Source organism: Nitrososphaera viennensis EN76 (assembly GCF_000698785.1).
GTDB classification, from domain to species: domain Archaea; phylum Thermoproteota; class Nitrososphaeria; order Nitrososphaerales; family Nitrososphaeraceae; genus Nitrososphaera; species Nitrososphaera viennensis.
Genome location: NZ_CP007536.1, coordinates 2,047,779 through 2,068,071 on the forward strand (window position 1 = coordinate 2,047,779; position 20,293 = coordinate 2,068,071).

The window sequence follows — 20,293 nt, forward strand, 5'->3', positions numbered from 1 at the left end:
GGAAAAACGATTATTAGTTGCGATACATCTCAAACGCCCGTATATGCTCAAGGTAGCAGTGATAGGCGCCACCGGCGCTGTGGGCCAGGAATTCATCGTGGCCCTCAACAGGCACAAGTGGTTCCAGCTTACGCAGGTGGCAGCTTCTGAAAGGTCGGCAGGCAAGAAATACGTCGACGCCCTCCGCGACCCCAGCTCGGGGATACTGAGATGGCACAACCGCGAGGAAGTGCCCGAGTACGTCAAGAACATGGTGGTCAGCAAGGTCGACGACATCAAGCCGGAGAACTTTGACCTCATATTCACCGCACTAGAGTCTGACGACGCCATGGTAATCGAGCCCAAGTTTGCAAAAACCACGCCGGTCATAAGCACCGCCGCGGCATTCCGCTACGAATCAGACGTTCCTATACTCATCCCGGGCGTAAACGACGACCAGACGGACCTCTTGAAGGCCCAGGGCAAGAACAGGGACTGGAAAGGGTTCGTTGCTCCCCTGCCAAACTGCACCACCACCGGCCTTGCAATCACGTTAAAGCCGGTTCTTGACAAGTTCGGCATTAACAAGGTGATAATGACCTCGATGCAGGCGCTTTCCGGCGCAGGCAGGTCGCCAGGCGTAATCGCGCTTGACATAACCGACAACGTCATCCCCTACATACCAAAGGAAGAGGAAAAGGTGCAGAGAGAGGCGAAAAAGATCCTCGGCAAGTTTGCCAGAAACGCAATCACCCCTGCGGATTTCCGCGTCAGCTGCACATGCACCCGCGTCCCTGTCCTTGACGGCCACACGGAAACGGTCTTTGTCGAGACGGCCGAGGCGGCAGAGCCGGAGGACGTGAAAAAGGAGATGCTGAAATTCTCAAAGAACGTGTCGATAGGCAAGCTCCCGTCCGCACCAAAGGAGTACATCGTGGTTCACGATGACCCTACCAGACCGCAGCCAAGGATCGACCGCGAGCTCAACGACGGCATGACGACGGCAGTCGGCAGGCTCCGCAAGGACACTGCCTTTGACAACGGGATAAAGTATGTGCTCCTGTCCCACAACGAAAAGATGGGCTCTGCCAAGGGCGCCGTCCTGCTCGCAGAACTGCTGAAGGACAAGCAGATCCTCTAGAGGCTTCTTTTTTATTATTATCATCATTAATGCTTAATAGCGCGTGCGCCAGTTGCCGGTTCGTGCCGGCGCGCGCCTCTTTCTTGCTTTCAGCCATCCTTGCGACTACTGCTATAGCAACTGGGTTCCCTGGCACTGGGGCGGCGTCAGCGCAGGACTGCGACCTTGTGGATCAGTACGGAAATTGCGTCGATGAATGCGACTTTGGCGAATACGAGCTTGACGGCGAATGCCGCCCCGAATGCCCCGAAGGGTACGAGCCAGACGATGTCCTTGGAACATGCGAGCTGGATGACTCTGACACTGGCCAGCAGATAACGGCAACAACAGGCAAGGTGACAATAGACGCCATCGCCGGCGTCCGGGAGGGGCAAACATTTCTGATTTCTGGAAAAGTGCAGGACAAATCGGGCCAGGGAATACCTGGCGCCCAGTACAGAATAGTCATTGGAACCAAGGGACACGATGTCATGTCAAAAAGCGGCACGACGCTTGCCGGCGGCGAATTCTCGCAGGAGTTCAAGGCCCCTGACGTGAACGGCAAGCAGGAATATCTCGTGTACGTCAGCACGCCGTACGGCCTGGGCTCCAGGATATTTGACGTAAACGAGTCCGGCTGCCTTATCGCCACCGCGGCTTTTGGAAGCGAGCTTGCCCCGCAGGTGCAGTTCCTGCGTGAATTCCGCGACCAGCGCATACTGTCGACGGCGGCCGGCTCTAGCTTCATGAGCGCCTTTAACACTGTCTACTACTCGTTCAGCCCGTACGTCGCAGACTATGAGCGGGAGCAGCCGTGGCTCCAGGCGGCAGTCAGGGCAGGCATCCAGCCGCTGCTTGGCATCCTTGCGGTGTCTGAAAAGGCGTACTCGATAGTCCCCGGCGAGCTTGGCTCTATAGCGGCCGGCCTTGTGGCAAGCTCGCTCATAGGCGCGGTGTACGCCTCGCCGGTCGCACTTGCCGCGGCAAGGCGGCTTCAAAGGCGCGGGCCGGCCCTCGCTGTTTCATTGTCTGTTACCGTTGCAATCCTCGTCGCGTCGGTGCTCGCTTCAGCGCTTCTCAACAATGATGCGGCGATGACGGTTACCACGTCCGCGCTTGTCGTCGCGACGCTAGCGCTGTCCACGCTGGCAGTTGCAAGCAGCGTCTCCCGGCTTGTGCGAAAAAGGGACAAGAATGGGGACGGGGCACTTAAATTACCGCTAGGCCCGTAATTTATTGACGTCTTTTCATTACTTGAAGGCTTGTGTAAAATATTGAATTAAAGCACTGTTTGGAGCCATATTATACGTTTATTAACACCCAGTATCTTAAGATATGCCCGGCTTTCGATGGGGAAAATAGACGATCTAGACGTCAAAATTTTAAGCGAACTTGCCAAGGATGCCAGCATTTCTGTGCCCAAGCTATCCAAAAAAATCAACATCAACTCGTCCGTCGTGTACAGCAGGATAAAGCGCCTGGTAAAGAAGGGCCTCATAAAGAAATTCACCATAGTGATAAACGACGAGGCGCTCGGCTTTAATGTAAAGGCGCTGACGGGCATCAACATGGACTCGAAGCTGCGCGACAACGTCCTCAACGAGCTCTTCAAGATCCCGGAGGTGCGCGAAGTCTCAGAGGTGACGGGCAGGTTCGATATCCTTGTCACGATGAACGCCCACTCGCTTGACGAGATGCACCAGCTTATCTCTGAAAAGATAGGCAGGGTCGAGGGGGTGCAAAAGACCGAGACGTTCATCGAGATGCGCAAGACGGTCAGGGAGCTTGCGTACCCGTCCTCGATAGAGAAGTAGGGCGCGCGCACATCCCAATTTTTAAGATATAAATAACAACGATGCGCCCTCTAGGTCGGATCTCGATCGCTTGGACACTGTGAGGCAGGTCTCCGTAGGAAACAAGATCAAGGATTACTATGAGGTGACCAAGCCCAAGATCTGGTACCTCCTCGTTTTCACGACCTTTGGCGCGGCTCTCACGGCGTCGTTCTACTTTGACCTGCCCATAGAGCCGATGACGTGGGTCCTGCTCATCGGAGGCGTCACCGCCGGCTCGGCGGCAGCAGAGACGCTGACAGGATACATCGACCGCGACATTGACGCCATGATGGACAGGACAAAGGACAGGCCGATCCCGTCGGGCAGGATATCACCGAAAAACGCCCTTGCGTTTGGGCTGATACTAACTGCGATATCGCTTGTCATGTCGTGGTTTGTCAACATCTGGGCGTTTTCCCTCATGGCCTTTGGGCTCTTTGACAACGTCATCGTCTACAGCAAGTGGCTTAAGAGGCGCAGCCAGTCAAACATCATACTGGGCGGGTTTTCAGGCGGCGCCCCTGCGCTGATAGGCTATGTCGCAGTAACGACTCAAAACATCGAGATAGGGCTTGTCATGGCCGGCCTAGTGTTCCTCTGGATACCGACCCACATCTGGAGCCTTGCGCTGCACATCAAAAAGGACTACACCAAGGCAGGCGTGCCGATGCTACCGGTGGTGTCAAGCGAAAAGAGCTCTGTCCGCGTCATTGCCGGGACGACCGTGATGATGGTGGTGTTCAGCCTCGTGCCGTTTCTCTTTGGCGAGTTTGGGATCATCTACCTTGCGACAGCGGGAGTGTTTGGCGCGGTGATGCTTGCGCTTTCCATGTGGCTCCTTGTCAAGCCGACGGAAAAGGCGTCGTGGACTGTGTTCAAGTTCTCTAGCCCGTACCTGACGGCGCTCTTCATAGCGTTCATGGTGGACGCCTACTACTTTACGCCGCCTGGCTAGGCTTCTCTCTCTTGTTCTTTTTCTCGCACTCGTACAGTATCCTGGCAATTACGACGTGGGCCTCAAGCCCCATGCCCTCGATAGAGTAGGTGCAGTTGAACAATGCCTTTGTGTCGTCGCCAAAGTGGCCCTTTGGAAAGCCGCCTATCACGAACATGCAACTGTCAACGTAGTTTTTCCTGACTACCTGTTCGGCGCTTGACTGCACGCCTGCCGACGACAGCCCGACCACCCTGCCCGGCTTGACCTCTTTTATCAGGTCTGCAAGCGTGCCTTTTCTCATCTCCATGAGCACGGCGCCCTCGTCGCTTTTCACGACGCCGTCGCGGAACAGGCCCTGCATGAGGCCCTCAAAGCGGAAATACGATTTTGGGACGCGCAGGCCGGCTGCCATCGAAATTATCATGTCGCCAAACGTGTGCACGTACACGTCCAGCTGCCCCTGGATAAAGAGCGGGGTCGAAAGCGCCTCCATGAGCGCAAAATGTACGATGTCGGGTCTGCCGCGCTTCCAGCTGTCAGGCAGGCGCTTCATGGCGGCGTGGTGGTAGCTCCTGTCAAGCAGGGTTTCCTGGGCCTTGCGGCCAAGCTTTTTCGCCCTGCTTGACACCGCCGGGTGGCCGGCTATCTCTTCGGGCACGCATTCAAGGGCCGCCTCTGCTATCACGAGGATTGTCTTGTTGTTGTCGTCCGTGCCTGACGGTTTGCCGCGTGGGCCTTATATTGCAGCTGCTTTTTATCAGGCGCAGGCGCTAGAGCCCGCACGGACAACAACAACAAAAAGCAGCAGGCTAGAGAAATGGCAAAAGAGCGCATCGAGATCCTGGTAGCAGGCGCCCTGAAGGAGCAAGATTCCGCTCTTGCCAGCCGCCAGGCAAACCTTGCAAAAAAAATAGCCATGCGCCACCGGGTGCGCATGCCCTATGAGATAAGGCAGCTGTACTGCAAAAAGTGCAAGGCGTTCATTGTGCCGGGCAGGACAGCCAGGGTGCGGGTGGGCCGGTCGACGGGAGCAACAAAGGCCGTGCGCATAACATGCATGCTGTGCGGGCACACGTACCGCAAAATTTTGCGGCGGAATAAGGTTTTATAAGGGCTGTTGCGACTTTTTCGTTACACATATGGCCAAGGTTTACGACGTTCCGGCTGACGAGCTAATCGCCAAGCTGGCCGAGCAGCTGAAGAAGGACAAAAAGATCGAGCCTCCAGCGTGGTCGGCATTTGTCAAGACGGGCTCGCACGCCGAAAAGATCCCGCAGAACCGGGATTGGTGGTACACTAGGTGCGCTTCTCTTTTGAGAAAGATTTACCTTCACGGTCCGATAGGCGTTTCAGATCTAAAAGTGGCATACGGCGGGCGCAAGCAGATAGGCTACAACCTCTCGCACCACAAGGACGCGGGCGGCGCCATCATCAGGCACGCCATCCAGCAGCTCGAAGCCGCTGGATACGTCACAAAACTGCCGGCAAAGGGCAGGGTGGTGACAAGCGAGGGCACGAAAAAGCTCGACAGGCTTGCAACTGAGATCCACAAAGAGCTGGTCAAGGCAGCCCCGGCGCTCCAGCGCTACGCATAAGTGAAAAATGTCTGCCCCTCAACCACCACAGCAACCAAACGACGAGGAGATAAGGAGGCGTGAGGCAGAGGCAGCCGCGATGCGCCAGCGCGTCTTGTATGTTGTTCTGGATCCGCAGGCGCGCCAGCGCCTTACAAACATACGGATGGTCAAGCCAGAGCTTGCGACCGCCGTTGAAAACTATTTGATAAACGCCGCATCAACGGGCAGGCTCAACCGCGCGCTTTCAGACGACGAGCTGAAGCAGATTCTGGCAAGCCTGCAGCAGCCAAAGAAGGAATTCAAGTTCGACCGGCGCTAAGCATCCGGCAGTTTTCTGCCGGTTGTTATTGAGTTAACTATTTAAGGTGAAAAGCAGGCTTTGCCCTCTATATATGAAGGCAGCAGTATTTAGAGAGTACAACAAAGACCCGACGAAGGTTGTCAAGATTGAGGATATCGATGTTCCCAAGATAAAGCCAAACGAGGTTCTGATAAAGGTAGAATCTGCGTCCTACAACTACAATGACCTGTGGGCCATATGGGGCGAGCCCGTAAAGACCCCGTTGCCGCACATTTCCGGAAGCGACGTCGCCGGCACGATTGTAGAGGTGGGCTCGGACGTCCAGAAGCTCAAGGTGGGCGACAGGGTTGCGTCGCACTCTAACATGTCGTGCAGGGTGTGCGAGGCATGCACCTCCGGCAGGGAATACGACTGCAACGACCGCACCATCTGGGGCTTTCAGACCGGCCCGCTCTGGGGCGGCTTTGCGCAGTACACGCGCCTTCCGGAGGTAAACGTGGTCAAGATAGCAGACAACGTCTCGTTTGAAGACGCGGCTGCTGTCTCGATGGTCGGCATGACCTCGTGGCACATGCTCGTCGGCAGGGCCAAGATAAAGCCTGGACAGACAGTCCTTATCATGGGCGGCGGTTCCGGCGTCGGCATGGTGGGCATCCAGATTGCAAAGCTGTACAACTGCACCGTCATCGCCACCGCAGGCAACAAGGACAAGATGGACAAGTGCCTCGGCCTTGGCGCCGACTATGTGGTGAACCACAGGGAAGCCGACTGGTACAAGAAGGTGCGCGCAATCAGCAAGGAGCTGGGCCAGCCCGGCATCGACGTGGTGTTTGAGCACATCGGCAAGTCCACCTTCCCGCAGGAAGTGGGCCTGCTAAAGATGGGCGGGACGCTCGTGGCGACAGGCGCAACGACAGGCTATGACTCGACAATCGACCTGCGCTACCTGTTCTTCAAGGGCACCAACCTCCTCGGCTCGACGCAAGGCACCAAGGCGGAGCTTGAAGACGTGATGTACTGGGTCTCAAAGGGCAAGATCAAGCCAGTGATTGATAGCGTGCTTCCGTTCTCTGACATGGTCAAGGGTCACGTCATGATGGCAGAGGCGCAGCAGTTCGGCAAGATCCTGACCACGCCGCAAAAGCTCTAAGGAAAAGGAAACCTTTTTCCCCTCTTTTTCCCTTTTTGACATGATGTTCAGGACGCTCATCTTTGTGCCCGGCGCAAACGCGCGCTTTATCGAAAAGGCCAAGGCGCTTGCGGCCGACATTATCTGCTTTGACCTTGAAGATTCCGTGCCGGCAAACGAAAAAGAGACTGCAAGAAAAGTTATCGCCGGCGCGCTGGCCAAGAGGCAGGAATACCAGAAACCCGTGTACGTGCGCACCAACTCGCCCGAGTCAGGACTGATACAGGCAGACATCGAGGCGGTGGTGCAAAAGGGCATTGATGGATTGGTCATCCCAAAGGTAAACGACGCAAACGAAGTCATTGAAATCGCCAGAGCCGTGTCGGCGCTTGAAAAAGAGCGTGGAACAGGCAAGATAGCGCTCATCCCTTCAATCGAGACTGCAAAAGGGGTTGTCAATACATACGCTATATCGAGCGTGGACGACCGCGTGAACGCCGTGGTGTTTGGCGTCTTTGACTTTTTGCACGACATGCGCATGGACTATGACGAGCGCGACGACAGCGGCTATGCGTACGCCCGGGCCAGAATCCCGGTTGACGCAAGGGCCGCTGGCGTTGCCGCCATTGACGCGATATGGCAAAAGGTGGACGACATTGACGGGCTCGTACAGGACGCGACTGCTGCAAAGCGCCTCGGCTACTCTGGCAAGAGCATAATCCACCCGGGCCAGATAGAGCCGGTGCACAGGGTTTTTCTGCCGTCCAAGAGCGAGATCGAGTGGGCCAAAAAAGTCGTTGCAGCGCTCGGCGAAGCGATGGAAAAGGGCACGGGCAGGCTTGCAGTGAGGCTTGAAGGCAGGATGGTAGACGCCGTGCACTACAAGCAGGCCAAGGCAATACTTGAAGCGGCTGCCGCCGGCTCGTCCTAGTGCCGTACAATCTTTTTTAGCACAAGGATGCATGCATAGTAGGGTATGTTGTAGAGCCCTGCAAGGACTGCTACCTGCGGGCCAAAGAACTGCGCCGCAAACACCATGACAAGCGTGTTGTTGACGTACGCGGTAGCTATCATGCCCGCAGATTTTTCACTCTTGGGCGCAACAACAAACCCCACAATGGAAAATGCGGCAAAACAGAGAAACGTCGCCGCGACGTTCTGCAAGAGAAACAGCTGGTCTGAAAAAAAGAGCGCTGACAGCTTGGAAAACATGCTGATGTTGATGAGTATTGCAAAGATTATTGAAAGGTAGAACGAGTTTTTGTGCGCAAACTCGGACGCCCTTGGAGCCTTCTTTTTCACCGCCCACCCCCCGAAGAGCGGTATGAAAAGCGCAAGGGCAAGGAGCAGCATCATGCTTGCAATGGGCAGGTCGAATTCTGATCCTACCAGCGCGTACGTGAGCGACGGGAGCACGAACGGCACGGAAAGCGACGTCGCGATTATCATGCCTACCACAAGCGGCAGGCGCCCGCCTACGATGTTGACCACAAAGGGCGCCCCGAGGCCGGTGGACATGCCTGATACGAGGAGCACTGGAAGCGCAAGCGGCCTGTAGAGCGCGTACGCTAGGGCATACATGCCGACCGGCAGCGCCACCAGTTTTACAAGGCCAAGGATGGCAAGGCCCTTTGGCCTTGCAAAAGTCGCAACTACGTCAGAGGCTTCAAGCTTTATCAGGTTAAGGAACAGGAGGATGCCAAGCCACACCAAGAGGTACGGCTCTACCGCCAACCCGGCCTGCGGCACGAGCACGCCGGCCGCCATCGAGCCGGCGATGGCACAGGCCAGTATCGCGTCGTTACTTGGACGCAAGCCCTTTCAGCTGCTGTATCTTTTCGCCCACAAGGTCAAAGCCCTGCTGCCAGAACTCTTCTTTCGTGATGTCAAGGCCAGACTCTTTCAAAAGCTCCTCCGGTTTTCTAGAGCCGCCTGCGGCAAGGATGCCCAGGTACTTTGGCACAAAGGGCTTGCCTTCCATCTTGTACCGCTGGTACAGCGAGAGCACAAGCAGGTTCCCAAACGAGTAGGCGTAGCAGTAAAACGGCGTGTGGTAAAAGTGCGGGATGTATATCCATTCCCACCCAAATTCCGGCGAAACGGCGACGGAACCGCCAAACTGCTCCTTCAGGTTTTCAGTGTAGATCTGCGTGACCTGGTCGATGGTGGCGTTTCTTTCGCCTATAGCCCTGTGGGCGTCTATCTCAAACAGCGTAAAGTACGCCTGGCGCATTATCGTGGCGTACATGTCGTCAATCTGCTCTGCCAGCAACAATTGCCGCTCCTGCCTCGACATTTTCTCCATCAGGCGCTCGTTCAGCAACATCTCTGCAAACACCGACGCGGTCTCGGCAAGTGGGAGAGGCGCGTGCGACACCATTATCGGCAGCTTCTCTGCGAGCATGCTGTGGATGGCGTGCCCAAACTCGTGCGCAAGCGTGGAAACGTCGCGGGTCCTCCCGTCAAAGTTCAGGAGCACGTACGGGGTTATCGAGGGCGCAACGGTGTGGCAGAAAGCGCCCCCGCGCTTTGCCTTGCGTATCTCAGAGTCGACATGGCGCTCGGAAAAGACGCGCTCGGCAAGGGCGCGCACCTGCGGGTGGAAGTCGCCAAACGTGTCAAGCACGCTTGCGACCGCCTTGCCGTACGCAAACTTTTTGCCGGACCTCTTTGTCGAAAGCGGCGCATAGAGGTCGTACCGGCGCAGTTTCTTGACGCCCAAAAGGCGAGCCTTTTCCCTGAAATATTCCTGGAACACCCTGTTGTTTTTCCTGCACGCTGCCAGCAGCGCGTCCACGGTCTCGTCGTCAAGGTTGTTTGCGATGTTCCTGACAGAGATCGGCGTCCTGTAGCCGCGCATGGATATCCCCTCGTTGCGCCACTCGACTACGATGTTCTGGTAGATCTCGCCAAGCACGCCTGAATTCTTTTTGTACGTTGCAAACAATGCCCTGTACGCAGCCTCCCTCTCTGCCGGGCTTGCGCTGCGCACAAGCGACACCAGCTTTTCCTTGTTGTCAAATTTCCTGGTAACTTTTTTCTTCCTGCCGCGCTTTAGCGACATCTCAAACTCAAAGGCAGACGTCATCTTGTCGTAGATCTTTACCAGCGCGCCAGTGCCGGTGACTTCAAGAGTGTTGATTATCCTCTCCTCCGGCTCTGACAGCGAGTGCTTTGCAAGCAGGCGCTTGTGGCGCAGGTACTCGCGGTAAACATCAGGCGCCGACTCTATCAGGCGCGCCGCGTTGCTCTCGTCAAGCTCTTTTTTGAACCAGAGGTCAAAGAACAGCAGGCGGTTTCCTGCCTCGGCCGCCATCTTGTCCATCCGGGTCACCAGCGCCGACGCCTCGTTTGAGGCGGTGTTGCCATAGTAGCGCAGGTGCGCATAGCCGCCTGCGATGCTGAGCTTTTCATAAATGTCCTCAAGGTCGTGGATCATGCCCTCAAACTCTGCGGCAGGGATGTCGGGCCGAAGAGACTGGCGCCTGCCCTCAAACACCTTTACTTTGCCCTCGATGGAGTCAAGAAACTGCGCAAATTCCGAGCCGGCGGGGTCTTTTACGAGCCCGGAAAGGTCCCAGGCGCCTATTTTAAGAGCGGCAAAATTCATGGGAATTCGATAATTGCGCCCGCTCAAATACGTATCCCTGCCTGCCCGGTCTACAGGAATTAACCTGAAATATGGAGAATATGGACAGCTGCCTTAAATAACTGAAATGCGGATGTACGGCCACTCGAATACAAAACGAGTTTCAGCATGGACGAACGGAAGGCGAGCAATATGCACGCGCCGGGCGCCTTTGGCCCGTGGCGGCGTCGCATGATAATGCCTTTCCTTCACCTGCTGTCGTCAAATTAATCGGTTTTTACAAATATCGAGTGCGAGGTTGCCGAAAACTGCTCCCCTTCTGCATCCTCTAGCATGGCGTACAGGGTATAGACGCCGTCCTCCTTTATCGCAGGCGCAAGGTCAAAGCTGACATCGAGGTTGCCATCACTGTCGTCCTGCCACCTGTCGGCCTCTATCACTACGTAGTCGCCTGGCTGCTGGTATTTCAGGCCGCGCGGAAGCGGCTCGAACACGCTTGCGGCAAGAGTGCCCGCGTCGTACGCCAGCTTTTCCTTGTTTGCGTCGTACGCCTGCTTGCTTGGCAGCTCGTCATAGTACACCACGACATTGTCAAACTTGGCCCCTGCAGGCATGGGGCCGGCGATGCTGACCTTGGTTCCCTCGACTTCCACGGACATCCCGTAGTCTGCCTCAAAGTTCTGCACCAGGGCAAGGTAGTATTCGTCGTACACGATGCCGATGCTCACGTGCGTGTGGTCCCTGTCAAGTATGTTGTCCCTGTGGCCGTTGTCGCAGCATTCCTTGTCGTTGTACATCATCTCGTTCTGCAGCTCGTCGATGGTGGGCAGCGGATCTATGCGCTCGCACAGGATAATAGTGGAGACGCACCTGTCGTATTCCTCAGGCCCAAAGCCGGCGATAGCGACGTTCTGGTGCACGCTTCCCTCACCTCCAAGCCGCGTGTAGGTCATGTAGGGCTTTTCTCCTGACGACGTCCAGTGCGAGATCTGCTTTGTCCTGAAAACGTCCTCGGCGTGCAGCTGCGCTGCCTGGTTGTCGCCAAGCGCGACCGGCTCCAGGCCGAATTTCTTGCGTTCGCTGTTTATCGCGGCAAGGGCATGCGCGACAAGCTCTTCCTGCGGCACCTTTTCTGGCTTGGTCGCCTGCGGCTGCAGTATCTTTATGGCGCTGTCGACAGGATTACTATTACTATTATTATTTGCGTCACCAAGGTCCCCGGTGAACTGGGGGACGATGAATATCGCCGCAACGGCTGCGACGATAATTGCCGCTATTATGCCGGCCTTGCTGCTGCCGCGCTTTTTCTCGCCATAGAAAGCGTTTGGCGCGCCGCAGTTTGGGCATGCTGGGAGGTTTGCACCGTACCGGGCGCCGCATGCGCAATCTATCCACGAGTCTGTCGTATCGCTATCACTGCGAAAATCTGCATATGCCAGTATAATGCTTTATGTAAAGTGCTTCTACAAGCATATTAGCGAGCCAGGCCAAGCAATGATGCTTGAAATCACGATACCACGTCACCGTGCGCTTTTCCGCAGATGGCCGGATTGAAGTAGCTGGCGACGAAATAACCGTGTCGATAAAGTCGCAGCCGGAACGCGGCAGTGCCAACCGCGAGCTTGTCAAGAGGCTTGCAGGGCATTTCGGCGTTTCTGAGCAGAATGTGCGGATACTCTCCGGCCTTGCATCGAGGAAAAAGATAGTGGAGGTTATTGTTATTGCCTGATATGCTTGACCTGCTGAAAGGCGAGATGCAGGCGCTTGCAGACCAGGACAAGGCCAAGTTCCTGCAGCGGTTCTTCAAGACAGGCCCCGGCCAGTACGGGCAGGGCGACATCTTTATGGGAATCATGGTGCCTGCGTCAAGGGAGGTCGCCAGGAAATACGCCGCCGCAGGGATTTCGCTTGCAGACGTGAAAGCGCTCCTGCACTCGCAAATCCACGAGGAGCGCCTTGTGGCGCTTTTGATACTGGTGCAAAAATACCAGAAAAATCCCAAAGAAGGGATTGCCCAGTTTTACCTTGAAAACCTTGCCTGGGTGAACAACTGGGACCTCGTGGACCTGTCTGCTCCTGCGATCCTCGGCGCGTTCTTGCTGGACAAGAAGGAGGACCGCTCGCTCTTGTACGGGCTTGCAAGGTCAAAGGTCTTGTGGGAAAGGCGCGTCTCTATCGTTTCGACGCATGCCTTTATCCGGAAAAACGACTTTTCAGACACGCTGAAAATATCGGAAATGCTCCTTGGCGATTCGCACGACCTGATACACAAGGCTGTCGGGTGGATGCTCCGGGAGGTAGGCAAGCGCGACCCTGCCACGGAAGAAGAATTCCTGCAAAAACACTACAAAAAGATGCCGCGGACCGCGCTGCGCTACGCCATAGAGCGCTTTTCTGCGGAAAAGAGGCGCTCCTACATGCAAGGCACGGCCTGATCAAAAGAGCCGGCGCGGCGAGTGCCTGTCAAACATCTCGGCGTTTATCTTTTTCAAGAGCTTTTTACGCGACCTGTCGGCCTTTTTGTTCTCGCCATAGTCCTTTGCCACCAAGAGCATGCGCAGCCTGTCAAGCTCTTGGATGGAAAGGACCCTGAGTCCCTTGTCCGACACGACCTCCAAGAGGCTGCGAAGCTCGTCAGATTCTTCTTCGCTGTTCACGCACTAGGTTCCTGCCTTCCGCTATTATTTATTATCGTGCGTGTGTGTGCGTCGCCGGCTGCCCTCTTTCACTTGTTTACGACGTAAAAGTCGTAAACCTTGGCCTTTTGCGCCGGGTCCTTTCTCTTCATGTTGTATTCGATCATGGCCCAGAACGCCGGGAAGGTCTCGACCAGGCCTATGACCGGGCACGCAAGCAGCGTCTGCAGGTGGAACATCACCCTCTTCCTCCACTCTATCTTTGAGTATTTCAGGTTCAAAAAGAGCCCCAGCTGGTACGACCCGAGCCATACAAGAGACGTAAAGAGCAGGATGGTGCCTGCGCTAAGCTCGAGCATGTTGCCCTTTGTCACGGCGTCAAAGATCGAGTTGAAAAAGATGTTTGGCAGCCTGTCTGGAAGCGACATGAACTCGTAGCCTATGGTGTCATAGTTCAGCAGGGCGGGAATGTAGCTGTACAGCATGATGGCTGTCGAAGCCACTGCGGAAGCAAAGCCGAGAAAGTATGTCACCGACTTGTACATCAGCTTGTACCTGTGCCACCTGGGAAAGTTCTGGAGGTTCTGGAGAGTGCCAAGGACCCACCTGCGCCTCTGGAAAAAGTGGTCCTTGATGTTGAGCGGGGGCTGCTCAAGGAGCACGCCGCCGTGCCAGCCCATCGAGCCGGGCCCGTACTTTTCGTAGACCTTGTAGCCAAACATCTGGTCCTCCGCAAGCGTCGGCCCGAATTTCCACTCTATCGTGTCTTCGATGTCAGACCTTACGAGCAGGTTGCTTCCGTGCATGTGGAGCGGGGGCGGGTTTGTCATCTGCGAAACGCAGTCATAGCACGCAAAGGGCCGGATGGACTCGGCGATAGCGGTTAGCCTGTTTGCCGCCTCGAACTTTAGCGGGTAAAAGATCGGCCCCTCAGAGGCGACCTCCTTTCCGCTCTCTATCGACTTTAGGAGCGCGACTATGGTCTGGGTGGTGACGTAGCTTTCGTCGTCCATGTGGAATATCCAGTATTTTGACGTGTTCATGCCAACGCGCCTGCGGTGCTCCACGGCGTACTGGAGTGCCCTGCCCTTTCGTATCGCGTTTGTCTTGAAGTTCTTGTTTACCACGACTACTTCGCAGTTGACTGCCTTGAGCGTCTTGGCATCGTCGGGGTCGTCTGTCACGATCGAGATGTGGTAGTTGCGGTAATCCGTCTTTTTTGCAGAGTCTATTATCGACTGTATGCCGCGCCTCACCACGTGCGTCTTGGTGGCCGAGCGGGTCGTTATCTGGAATATTATCGCGGCGTCGCTTCGAACGCGCTTTACGTTTTTTTCCGCAAACGCGCGCTTTTCTACAAACAGGTTTCGATTCCGGATCACCCTGTACAGCGACATCGCCGCAATGGGAACATACGAAAACCAGAAAAACATCGCGACTATTATGAATGGATTATCAAACACGCCTAGTCTAAGATCTTATCATTTAAAACAGTCATGCGGGATAATCTCTAGAAAGGTTCTCTGGAGAATTGCCACAGGTAAAACATTCGTAAAAGCTTTACCGAACAAAGCGACCCTAAAGCTGGCACAGATAAAAGGGATGAGATCGTATGAAGGGCAAGCCGCAAAGACATGTTCAACATGGACGTATTTGGGAGGCAGTTCGTCATCAGGACCCTACACCTGACGTCTGCTGTCTCGACTTTCATCTTTGCCATGGTTTACGGCGTGATAGAGCACACGCTGCTCACGAGCCCGCTTGGGATAAGCATCCTGGTGCACCCGCTGAGCGTGAACCTTGTCGGCCAGATCTACTTTTACCACGTGCTGATGCTGATACTTGCCGTCCTCATATCCTTCAACCCGTTCTTTGACATACTGTTTTTCGCGTCGACGCGCACGGTCAAAAAGCAAGCTCTCTTGTGGGGCACGGGCAACATCATTAACTTTGTCTGGCTTGAAGACCTGTTCTACTGGGTGCTCTTTGGGGAATGGCCAAAAGACGTGATGACCCCACTCCACCTTTCATTTTACGGCATAGTGTGGTGGTACCCCGTCGCGCTTTTGTCCGCGTCAATCCTGTACTACCTGACCATCCGCAGCATGCGGAAAATGAAGGAAGGGGCCATGTCATAGAGGCATCTTCTACCACCAGAAACCAAACCCGTTAATAATTTTGCATGCGTCTTGTACCGCCGGACGATGAACAGGAAGAAGGGCGCCGCACTGGCCGTTGGTATTGCGGCAGCCGTTGCAATATCGGTGGTTCTTGCCGTAGCGTTCTTGTATCAAGACGGTGCAAGAATTCCAGGCAGTGGCAACAACAACGGAACCGCGCCTCTACCGCCGGACGGCGGGACCAACGGGACAACCGCCGGAGGAGGGGGGCCAGCTGGAAAAACCCCGGTCAATGCCATGTCGTCTCCTTCCGCGATGCCGTTTATGGAGAAGTGGGTCAACCAGTACAACAGCGAAAGAAACCCGGGCAACGTAAAGGTGAACTACTCTGACCGTGCGGACGACGCCAGCATACCGCTTCTTTATCCAAACGTCTCGGCTTTTCTCGCAGACTACTCGGCAGACGTTGCTGTTGCGAGCAGGCCGGTTGCCGCAAGAGGGAACTTTACGTACGCCGGCTCGGTGTTCCTGCCGGTCAGCCCGCAAGCGGTGGCGGTGGTCTACAATATACCCGCGCTTCCGGACGTGCCGTCGGGATTGAGGCTTGACCCACCCACACTCTATGCGGTGCTGAGCGGAAACATCACGCACTGGGACGACCCGGCAATCAAGTCCCTCAACCCTGACACGAGCCTGCCGCACGAGCAAATAGTCGTCGTGCACGAGGGCCCAACAGGAAGCGCCTCTGACATGCTTGCCCGGTACCTTGCCTCTGCCTCAAATGGCACTGTAACGTGGCCCGAGTCAAGCCTGGTGGCAGACTCGGCAAACAGCCTCTCTGCGATGGTGCGGCAAACGCCCTATTCGATAGGGTACGTCGACTTTGCTTTTGCCGTCCAGACTCGGATGACGTACGCGTCTCTCCAGAATTCAGATGGGGAATACCTCCTGCCGTCAGCCGACTCGATAGGCGCGGCCGTGCGAAACGGCACGGTAGTCGATCCCGCGCTTGTCAACGGCACGGGTCCCGGAAACCCTGCGCTTGCCGGGCCTCCGACCGTATCTGTCGGGCAGCTTGGAAACGGCTCGTATCCCGTGGTCGGGTTCTACTACGCCGCATTTCCTGACCACCGCGCAGCTGCTGGCCCTGGAACGAACGAAACCGCCCTAGGCGGCAAGGACGCGGCAGTAATCGACTTTGTACGGTGGATAGCCGGAAGCGAGGGCCAGCGGATCCTCAATGACATGCAGTATCCTTCCGTGTACGAGCAAAACAAAGACCTGGAGGCTTTTGCAGACAGGGTGCTTGGCACAAGAACCGGGTCGCTTGCAAATGTAGAAGCTCCTTCCTAAAACCGGCAACGCCTTTTATGCATAGAAAGTTCTTACCTGGAAGTCTTGCGTATTTTTGCGATGTTTTTTATGTAATGCTGTTCTTCTCGAGGCGAGACTCGTTAATATTATTTCAGCGTCATAAATCTCATGATGAACCATTTTATCTGCAATGCCGTACTTTCTATGACTTTTTTGCTGCCGCCAACAACAACAGTAGTGGCAGCAGTCCCTGCCAGTGGGCATCATTGCGGCAGCGCGGCAAAAAGTACCGTGGTGCCTAGAAGGAGCGAAGTGGCGCCATTCTGGTGAACCCTGCAAGATGATGATGAAAAATGAAGGTAAACGTGATACATATCGATCTGAACCCCTGCGGCGGCGCCGAGCAGCTGGCGATTGCCACGTTGCAGTCGTTCCTTGAAATGGAAACGATGCAGGTGGACCTGACAGTGGCAAGGGCTCCAGACCTTGAGAGGCTTGAAAAGGCATTTGGCGACAGGGTGCGCAGGATATTTGACCGCGTCAAGGTAAAGCCGCTTGGCCGGCTTCCAATAGAGCTTGACTGGCAGACTGGCACGCTGGCCTGCCGCCCGGGAGCCGAAAGCGCCATTTCGGAGTACGACGTGATAGTGAACACGCACGGCGACGTGCTGCCGTATTTTCTGCCGTCTTTTTCAAGCAAGACCTGCATAACATACTGCCACTTCCCGGTAGTGGCAAGCTATGTTGCATGCCGCAACCTTGTCTACCTGCAAGGCCTGGTCGACCTGGGCCTGCTGGATGGAAACGTCATGAAAGTGGCAAACAGCAGCTCCATGTTCTGGCGCAGCTTTTTGGAATACTATTTGCTCATGCTGAGAAACTCGCTTGTAGTCACCAATTCAAGGTTCAGCCGCCAGGCAATAATCAACGAGGTGAAAACCGGGGCGTCCAAGGCGGCAGGCGAGCCGACAATCATTGCGCCTCCTGTGTGCGTGGACGAGCTGCGCCAGGCCGCGCTCCTGCCCTCGCCGCGGGCGGACCGCGTGCTGGTCGTGTCCCGGATATATCCGTCAAAAAAGCTGGAAAATGCGATAGAGCTTGCCCGCATCCTGAAGCGGCGCGGGGTGGGAAAGGAGATGGTCATAGCCGGCAACCTGGCGGCAGATGACAGCTGCGGCCGCAAATACTATGAGCAGCTTGTGGGAATGATAGGTGATTACGGGCTGTCAGACTATGTCTCTATCAAGCCCAACGTGGAGCTTGGCAAGCTCTGGTCGCTGATGCAAAAGTCCAAGGCCTACTTCCACCCGATGCCAGAAGAGCCTTTTGGGATCTCGGTGGTAGAAGCGATGGCCGCCGGCCTGGTGCCGGCCGTGCCGGCCACAGGCGGGCCGACAGAGTTTGTGCCGCAAGAATACCAGTTCCACTCGCTTGAAGAGGCAGCCGGCATAATCCAGGCGGCGCTACAGGTCTCTGACAAAGAGCGGCTGGCGATAAGCGACTCGGTCAAGAGATTTTCCCTGCCGGCGTACACAAGACGGTTCTCGCAGTTCATAAGTGAGAGGCTGCTGGCGACTGCTGCCGCCACCGCGCACTATGAGCGGCGCACTGTGGCCGGCAGGAGGCCCGGCCTGGACTAGCTCTTCTTCTTCTTTTTGTGCACTGCGCCTTGGCTGCCGCTTCTTTTTTCTTTCGCGTAGATCTGTACCGGTTTGTTGTTGTAAGTCTTTAATATTTTCAGATGTATTAACCGTCCATGTCAGTCATCCGGGTGACAGAAATACTCGCAACCTCGCCAACCAGCTGGGAGGACGCGGTCGACAACGGGCTGGAGCGCGCCACCAAGACGATCCGCAACGTAAAAGGCATCGACGTGCGTGGCTGGAAGGCAGAAGTCCAAAACGCAAAGATAGTGGAGTACAGGGTCGTCCTGAAAGTAGCGTTTGAGGTTGAAGACGTCCCCGGTTCGTAATAATGATAATAATGAAGATGCAATCAATCTCAATTAATTGACAGCACGATGAGGATGATGACCGTCATCACAACTGGAACTGGGTTTCCAGCCAAAAAAATAGTGGAGGCCTGCAGCCTAGGCTGCCTTGACTTCCCCTTTTTTGTTGCTACTGCTACTACTGCTGCTGTTGCCGCCGATTTTCTTTATAAAATCAGCCTTTTGCAGGTGGTCTATTACGATATGCCTCTGCATATCTCCGAGCGACTCGAACCTCTGCTTGCAGGCAAAGCATCTGTACTCATTTTTTCCTGGCAATACTTCTTCTACTATGATTTATTGGCGTCCCGCACCCAAAAGGGTTTACAACCCGGCAACGGAGAAATATCTTCTATATGGGCGGAATAACGGCCCCTCCTCCGGCAGACAGCCTGTGGCGTTCGTTTTCCGCCAGCGCTGGCGCGTTTGTGGAAGCCACAGAGCAGTTCGTGCAGGAAGGGGTAAACCCTGGCGGCTATTACAAGGCAGTGTGGTGCCGCGACGCCTCTTACATATTGAAGGACTGGTTTTTGTCTGGCCGCTTTGAAGACGTGATGCACGAAATGCTGTTCATCTGGTCGCACCAGGTGGCGGCCGGCGGCGAAAAGGTGATCTATGGCCGGGGATCGCCGGAAATGCAGTACTCCTCGAAGGTTGCAGATCCGGAAACCCACAAAAAGTTTGAAGGTGCCCTGCCCTCTACGATATTCCACGGCTTTTCGGAGGTCTATGGGCGAAACCCGGACATCGACTCGACCGCGCTCATGATATCTACGACTGCATGGATCTTTAACGCCTACCTGAAATCCGGGATGGTGATCCCAACTTCTTCCTCGCCGGCGCACGGAAGCATTGAACTGAAAATGTCCTCGCTCGTCTCTTCGCCCTCCGTTGTAATAGAGTATGTCGTGCCAAGGATGCTTGCGGCGGTGGACTACCTTGCGTCCCGCGACACCGACGGCGACGGCCTGCTTGAGCAGGGCCACAACGAGGACTGGATGGACACCGTGCTGCGCTCGGGCAAAATCGTGTACAGCCAGGCGTGCTGGATACTTGCGCTGAGCAACCTCTCGTCGCTCCTTTCAGAGCTTGGCAGAAAGGACGATGCAAAAAGGGCGATGTCGATGGCCTACAGGGCGATAAAGGCCGTGGAGGACAGGCTGTGGTCAGAAAAGGACGGCACGTACATCGACCTGCAGGACGACGGCGACGGGCAGCGCGGCGGCAGATCCCTGACACAGGACGTCGCGCTGTACCTGGTGGCAGTCACGGAAAACACCGTACAGGACATACTCGGCAGCGGCCAGATAAGGGAAGAGCCTGCGCAGGACGAAAAGGCCAGGCCGGAATTTGGCAGCAGGGCAGAGCGCGCCCTTGACACCCTCAAGGCCCGGATCTGGAAGGACAAGTGGCCGCTGGTGACAGAGTCGGCGCTGGAAAGGACTGGCCCCTGGCTTTTGAACCCGAACCAGTACCACAACCACACCTTCTGGCCGTGGACGACTGGCATAGAGATGCTTGCAAGAAGCAGGTTTGCAAGGGTGCACGAGTGCCATGCGCTGCTCTCGATGCTCTCCTCAAACGACTGCCAGTCAAGCACCAGAGCGTTTTACGAGTGGGTAAACCCGGTCACCAACACTGGCTCGGGGGCGCACCCTTTTCGCACGGGCATCTCGGCGATACGCATTGCAATAGCCGATATACTCGGCCAGATGGGCAAGTCCGGTCTAACTCATTAATAATTTTGCGGCGTACATAAAAACGCA

Annotated in this window: 24 protein-coding genes; 18 read left to right on the top strand and 6 right to left on the bottom strand. The window is 55.7% G+C overall.

What is annotated here, in order from left to right; translation table 11 throughout:
* Positions 1 to 43: 43 nt before the first annotated feature.
* The 4 genes from asd to NVIE_RS11680 all read left to right on the top strand — a co-directional run bounded on the left by asd (position 44) and on the right by NVIE_RS11680 (position 3,889).
* A complete protein-coding gene (gene asd / locus NVIE_RS11665) occupies positions 44 to 1,120 on the top strand; it encodes an aspartate-semialdehyde dehydrogenase (RefSeq protein WP_075055407.1) in 1,077 nt (358 codons plus the stop codon).
* A gap of 83 nt (positions 1,121 to 1,203) precedes the next feature.
* Entirely contained in the window at positions 1,204 to 2,331 is a 1,128-nt protein-coding gene (locus NVIE_RS11670; protein WP_075055408.1) for a CFI-box-CTERM domain-containing protein, read from the top strand.
* 117 nt (positions 2,332 to 2,448) lie between these two features.
* Positions 2,449 to 2,913 carry an Lrp/AsnC family transcriptional regulator gene (locus NVIE_RS11675; protein ID WP_075055409.1) on the top strand — a complete coding sequence of 155 codons (465 nt, stop codon included), beginning with the start codon at positions 2,449 to 2,451 and terminating at the stop codon, positions 2,911 to 2,913.
* Positions 2,914 to 2,983: 70 nt separating this feature from the next.
* On the top strand, positions 2,984 to 3,889 hold the full coding sequence (locus NVIE_RS11680; RefSeq protein ID WP_374213616.1) for a heme o synthase: 906 nt from the start codon (positions 2,984 to 2,986) through the stop codon (positions 3,887 to 3,889).
* Here NVIE_RS11680 and NVIE_RS11685 read toward each other — a convergent pair.
* Entirely contained in the window at positions 3,873 to 4,529 is a 657-nt protein-coding gene (locus NVIE_RS11685) for a ribosome biogenesis protein (protein WP_407081010.1), read from the bottom strand. The two genes, NVIE_RS11680 and NVIE_RS11685, sit on opposite strands and share 17 nt — an antisense overlap.
* A 159-nt stretch (positions 4,530 to 4,688) precedes the next feature.
* Here NVIE_RS11685 and NVIE_RS11690 point away from each other — a divergent pair, with 159 nt between their 5' ends.
* From NVIE_RS11690 to NVIE_RS11710, 5 genes are all read left to right on the top strand, one after another.
* The gene (locus NVIE_RS11690; protein ID WP_075055411.1) at positions 4,689 to 4,982 is read left to right on the top strand and encodes a ribonuclease P protein component 4; all 294 of its coding nucleotides are present in this window, start codon (positions 4,689 to 4,691) and stop codon (positions 4,980 to 4,982) included.
* A gap of 28 nt (positions 4,983 to 5,010) precedes the next feature.
* Complete coding sequence (locus NVIE_RS11695) at positions 5,011 to 5,466, top strand: 30S ribosomal protein S19e (protein ID WP_075055412.1); 456 nt, start codon at positions 5,011 to 5,013, stop codon at positions 5,464 to 5,466.
* Positions 5,467 to 5,473: 7 nt separating this feature from the next.
* Positions 5,474 to 5,767 (top strand): DNA-binding protein, encoded by a 294-nt coding sequence (locus tag NVIE_RS11700; protein WP_075055413.1) that lies wholly within the window; start codon positions 5,474 to 5,476, stop codon positions 5,765 to 5,767.
* Between the two features lie 73 nt (positions 5,768 to 5,840).
* Positions 5,841 to 6,899: a zinc-binding dehydrogenase gene (locus NVIE_RS11705; RefSeq protein WP_075055414.1), complete on the top strand. Its 1,059-nt coding sequence runs from the start codon at positions 5,841 to 5,843 to the stop codon at positions 6,897 to 6,899.
* A gap of 40 nt (positions 6,900 to 6,939) precedes the next feature.
* A complete protein-coding gene (locus NVIE_RS11710; RefSeq protein WP_075055415.1) occupies positions 6,940 to 7,809 on the top strand; it encodes an HpcH/HpaI aldolase/citrate lyase family protein in 870 nt (289 codons plus the stop codon).
* Here NVIE_RS11710 and NVIE_RS11715 read toward each other — a convergent pair.
* The 3 genes from NVIE_RS11715 to NVIE_RS11725 all read right to left on the bottom strand — a co-directional run bounded on the left by NVIE_RS11715 (position 7,806) and on the right by NVIE_RS11725 (position 11,594).
* On the bottom strand, positions 7,806 to 8,693 hold the full coding sequence (locus NVIE_RS11715; protein ID WP_227717363.1) for a bile acid:sodium symporter family protein: 888 nt from the start codon (positions 8,691 to 8,693) through the stop codon (positions 7,806 to 7,808). The genes NVIE_RS11710 and NVIE_RS11715 overlap by 4 nt on opposite strands.
* Complete coding sequence (locus NVIE_RS11720) at positions 8,680 to 10,488, bottom strand: M3 family oligoendopeptidase (protein ID WP_075055417.1); 1,809 nt, start codon at positions 10,486 to 10,488, stop codon at positions 8,680 to 8,682. Before NVIE_RS11720 ends, NVIE_RS11715 begins: the two co-directional genes overlap by 14 nt.
* A gap of 245 nt (positions 10,489 to 10,733) precedes the next feature.
* Positions 10,734 to 11,594 (bottom strand): CAP domain-containing protein, encoded by an 861-nt coding sequence (locus tag NVIE_RS11725; RefSeq protein WP_075055418.1) that lies wholly within the window; start codon positions 11,592 to 11,594, stop codon positions 10,734 to 10,736.
* Between NVIE_RS11725 and NVIE_RS15600 the strand changes: the two genes are divergently transcribed.
* Genes NVIE_RS15600 through NVIE_RS11740 form a run of 3 tightly spaced genes read left to right on the top strand, consistent with a single transcriptional unit; the run spans position 11,568 to position 12,902 of the window.
* Positions 11,568 to 11,945 carry a hypothetical protein gene (locus tag NVIE_RS15600; RefSeq protein WP_075055419.1) on the top strand — a complete coding sequence of 126 codons (378 nt, stop codon included), beginning with the start codon at positions 11,568 to 11,570 and terminating at the stop codon, positions 11,943 to 11,945. The genes NVIE_RS11725 and NVIE_RS15600 overlap by 27 nt on opposite strands.
* A 23-nt stretch (positions 11,946 to 11,968) precedes the next feature.
* The gene (locus NVIE_RS11735; RefSeq protein WP_075055420.1) at positions 11,969 to 12,196 is read left to right on the top strand and encodes a DUF167 domain-containing protein; all 228 of its coding nucleotides are present in this window, start codon (positions 11,969 to 11,971) and stop codon (positions 12,194 to 12,196) included.
* A gap of 1 nt (position 12,197) precedes the next feature.
* Complete coding sequence (locus NVIE_RS11740) at positions 12,198 to 12,902, top strand: DNA alkylation repair protein (RefSeq protein ID WP_075055421.1); 705 nt, start codon at positions 12,198 to 12,200, stop codon at positions 12,900 to 12,902.
* On the opposite strand, the gene NVIE_RS11745 is transcribed toward NVIE_RS11740, so the two are convergent.
* Together NVIE_RS11745 and NVIE_RS11750 are read right to left on the bottom strand one after the other, a co-directional pair.
* Positions 12,903 to 13,124, bottom strand: coding sequence for a hypothetical protein (locus tag NVIE_RS11745; RefSeq protein ID WP_075055422.1), 222 nt, complete (start codon positions 13,122 to 13,124; stop codon positions 12,903 to 12,905).
* Between the two features lie 68 nt (positions 13,125 to 13,192).
* Positions 13,193 to 14,566: a glycosyltransferase family 2 protein gene (locus NVIE_RS11750; protein WP_075055423.1), complete on the bottom strand. Its 1,374-nt coding sequence runs from the start codon at positions 14,564 to 14,566 to the stop codon at positions 13,193 to 13,195.
* Positions 14,567 to 14,737: 171 nt separating this feature from the next.
* Between NVIE_RS11750 and NVIE_RS11755 the strand changes: the two genes are divergently transcribed.
* The 6 genes from NVIE_RS11755 to NVIE_RS11780 all read left to right on the top strand — a co-directional run bounded on the left by NVIE_RS11755 (position 14,738) and on the right by NVIE_RS11780 (position 20,266).
* On the top strand, positions 14,738 to 15,241 hold the full coding sequence (locus NVIE_RS11755; RefSeq protein WP_075055424.1) for a hypothetical protein: 504 nt from the start codon (positions 14,738 to 14,740) through the stop codon (positions 15,239 to 15,241).
* Positions 15,242 to 15,307: 66 nt separating this feature from the next.
* Entirely contained in the window at positions 15,308 to 16,576 is a 1,269-nt protein-coding gene (locus NVIE_RS11760; RefSeq protein WP_075055425.1) for a substrate-binding domain-containing protein, read from the top strand.
* Between the two features lie 314 nt (positions 16,577 to 16,890).
* Entirely contained in the window at positions 16,891 to 18,177 is a 1,287-nt protein-coding gene (locus NVIE_RS11765) for a glycosyltransferase (RefSeq protein WP_075055426.1), read from the top strand.
* Between the two features lie 116 nt (positions 18,178 to 18,293).
* On the top strand, positions 18,294 to 18,509 hold the full coding sequence (locus NVIE_RS11770) for a dodecin family protein (protein WP_075055427.1): 216 nt from the start codon (positions 18,294 to 18,296) through the stop codon (positions 18,507 to 18,509).
* A gap of 54 nt (positions 18,510 to 18,563) precedes the next feature.
* Entirely contained in the window at positions 18,564 to 18,896 is a 333-nt protein-coding gene (locus tag NVIE_RS11775) for a hypothetical protein (RefSeq protein WP_144239702.1), read from the top strand.
* Positions 18,884 to 20,266: a GH116 family glycosyl hydrolase gene (locus NVIE_RS11780; protein ID WP_075055429.1), complete on the top strand. Its 1,383-nt coding sequence runs from the start codon at positions 18,884 to 18,886 to the stop codon at positions 20,264 to 20,266. Before NVIE_RS11775 ends, NVIE_RS11780 begins: the two co-directional genes overlap by 13 nt.
* The last annotated feature ends 27 nt before the right edge of the window (positions 20,267 to 20,293 follow it).

Bases quoted from the DNA above. Each gene is read 5' to 3' on its own strand.
- NVIE_RS11775 (WP_144239702.1), top strand. From the start codon at position 18,564: ATGATGACCGTCATCACAACTGGAACTGGGTTTCCAGCCAAAAAAATA.
- NVIE_RS11760 (WP_075055425.1), top strand. From the start codon at position 15,308: ATGAACAGGAAGAAGGGCGCCGCACTGGCCGTTGGTATTGCGGCAGCC.
- NVIE_RS11755 (WP_075055424.1), top strand. From the start codon at position 14,738: ATGTTCAACATGGACGTATTTGGGAGGCAGTTCGTCATCAGGACCCTA.
- NVIE_RS11705 (WP_075055414.1), top strand. From the start codon at position 5,841: ATGAAGGCAGCAGTATTTAGAGAGTACAACAAAGACCCGACGAAGGTT.
- NVIE_RS11690 (WP_075055411.1), top strand. From the start codon at position 4,689: ATGGCAAAAGAGCGCATCGAGATCCTGGTAGCAGGCGCCCTGAAGGAG.
- NVIE_RS11770 (WP_075055427.1), top strand. From the start codon at position 18,294: ATGTCAGTCATCCGGGTGACAGAAATACTCGCAACCTCGCCAACCAGC.
- NVIE_RS11695 (WP_075055412.1), top strand. From the start codon at position 5,011: ATGGCCAAGGTTTACGACGTTCCGGCTGACGAGCTAATCGCCAAGCTG.
- NVIE_RS11700 (WP_075055413.1), top strand. From the start codon at position 5,474: ATGTCTGCCCCTCAACCACCACAGCAACCAAACGACGAGGAGATAAGG.
- NVIE_RS11710 (WP_075055415.1), top strand. From the start codon at position 6,940: ATGATGTTCAGGACGCTCATCTTTGTGCCCGGCGCAAACGCGCGCTTT.
- NVIE_RS15600 (WP_075055419.1), top strand. From the start codon at position 11,568: ATGCGCGACAAGCTCTTCCTGCGGCACCTTTTCTGGCTTGGTCGCCTG.
- NVIE_RS11765 (WP_075055426.1), top strand. From the start codon at position 16,891: ATGAAGGTAAACGTGATACATATCGATCTGAACCCCTGCGGCGGCGCC.
- NVIE_RS11780 (WP_075055429.1), top strand. From the start codon at position 18,884: ATGGGCGGAATAACGGCCCCTCCTCCGGCAGACAGCCTGTGGCGTTCG.
- asd (WP_075055407.1), top strand. From the start codon at position 44: ATGCTCAAGGTAGCAGTGATAGGCGCCACCGGCGCTGTGGGCCAGGAA.
- NVIE_RS11720 (WP_075055417.1), bottom strand. From the start codon at position 10,488: ATGAATTTTGCCGCTCTTAAAATAGGCGCCTGGGACCTTTCCGGGCTC.
- NVIE_RS11740 (WP_075055421.1), top strand. From the start codon at position 12,198: ATGCTTGACCTGCTGAAAGGCGAGATGCAGGCGCTTGCAGACCAGGAC.
- NVIE_RS11675 (WP_075055409.1), top strand. From the start codon at position 2,449: ATGGGGAAAATAGACGATCTAGACGTCAAAATTTTAAGCGAACTTGCC.